General features: G+C 61.1%; 1 protein-coding gene and 1 pseudogene. Both read left to right on the forward strand.

From position 1 onward, the window contains the following. Positions 1 to 682 (forward strand): IS110 family transposase (locus tag FHT73_RS29270; RefSeq protein WP_183716547.1); only part of this gene is annotated, 682 nt, incomplete at its 5' end. Between the two features lie 326 nt (positions 683 to 1,008). Next, positions 1,009 to 1,547: pseudogene (locus tag FHT73_RS29275) on the forward strand (transposase); the annotation flags it as partial.

Genomic DNA, 1,547 nt, shown 5'->3' on the forward strand with positions numbered 1-1,547 from the left:
GACACGAGGAGCAGCAGTGGTATTACGCACCCGCGATCTGCTGATTCGGCAACGAACGCAGACCATCAATGCGCTGCGTGGCCATCTGGCAGAATTCGGCGAGGTGGCACCGCAGGGCTTGGGCTACGGTCCGAAACTGTTCGCGATGGTCGAGGATCCGCAAACAGCGCTTCCGGAAACGGCACGGACTGCTCTGCGGTTTCTGACGGCGACCTTGTCGCAATTGAATGACCAGATCCGGGCGCTGGATGCGCAGATCGTGCGCCGGGCCCGTGAAGATGAGACAGTGCGTCGGTTGATGACAATTCCCGGAATTGGGCCGCTGATTGCCAGCGCACTGGTGGCGCTTGCACCATCGCCGGAAACTTTCAAACGTGGACGGGACTTTGCCGCATGGCTTGGGCTCGTGCCGCGACAACATTCGACAGGCGGCAAGCAACGTCTCGGCTCCACGACGAAGATGGGGGAACGATCTCTGCGGCGGCTCCTGATCATGGGAGCCAATAGCGAGGTCGTGTGGCGCGCCCGCAAGGGAGCAGCGCCTGGATCATGGCTGGCCAGGATACTGGCGCGCAAACCACCGATGCTGGTGAGAGTGGCGCTTGCCAATAAGATGGCGCGCATCGTCTGGGCGATCATGTCCAGGGGAGGAATATACAGAGCTCCGGTTGCTGCGGCTTAACGCCAACGTAACCGAGGGGGACGTCGCGGCGAGAGAGGTCATTGGAAGTATGGCGCAACGGTCGTGAGACGGGATCAGGAAAACCAGTGCGCACCAAAGTGTCTCAAGAGCACGCGGCGTTGATTTGGACCTGACCTGCGAACACCATACGGGCCAGCGGCATATGAGAAAGCCGCACAACAGGCCGGACACATGTCAGCACCCGACAACGCGCAAATGCCGACCCAAAGATTCCTCTTGCCAACCGGGTGTCTACACATGGTGCGCGGTTCGTTAATGGCGTTGTCGTAGGTGATCGGCAATCGCAATAACCGGTCTTCGTCACGATGCCTTTCAAACACAATGCCTCCCGCCGCCATCGCATTGGCAAGATGAAGTTCAAGGTCACGAACTGGTCGGAATATGAGGCGGCCTTCGACGGCGCGGAAGTCTGACGCTTTGGATGACACCGGAGGCACTGTCGTCCTGGCAGGCGCCGAAGCGCACGACGCGCGGTGGCCAGTTCGCGGCCGATGGCGCCTATGACGGCAATCCGACCTATGACGCCGTCACCAGGCACAGTGCCGGTGCTGTCGTGGTCATTCCGCCACGCGCCAATGCGGTGGAACGGCCGGACGCCGATCCTTCGAGCCAGCGAGACCGACACATTGCGGCGATCAACACTGATGGCCGAATGAAGTGGCAGGTCGCGACCGGCTACGGAAAACGATCCCTGGTCGAGACCGCGATCGGTCGTTACAAATCGATCATCGGACACCGGCTGCGGGCGCCTCATTCGGAGCGCAGCGGACGGAAGTCGCCATCGGCTGCTCGGTCCTCAATAGAATGCTGGCATGCGCACGCCCGAAATCCGTCCGCTGCAAGA

This window comes from Rhizobium sp. BK098 (genome assembly GCF_014193155.1).
Taxonomy (GTDB): Bacteria; Pseudomonadota; Alphaproteobacteria; order Rhizobiales; family Rhizobiaceae; genus Rhizobium.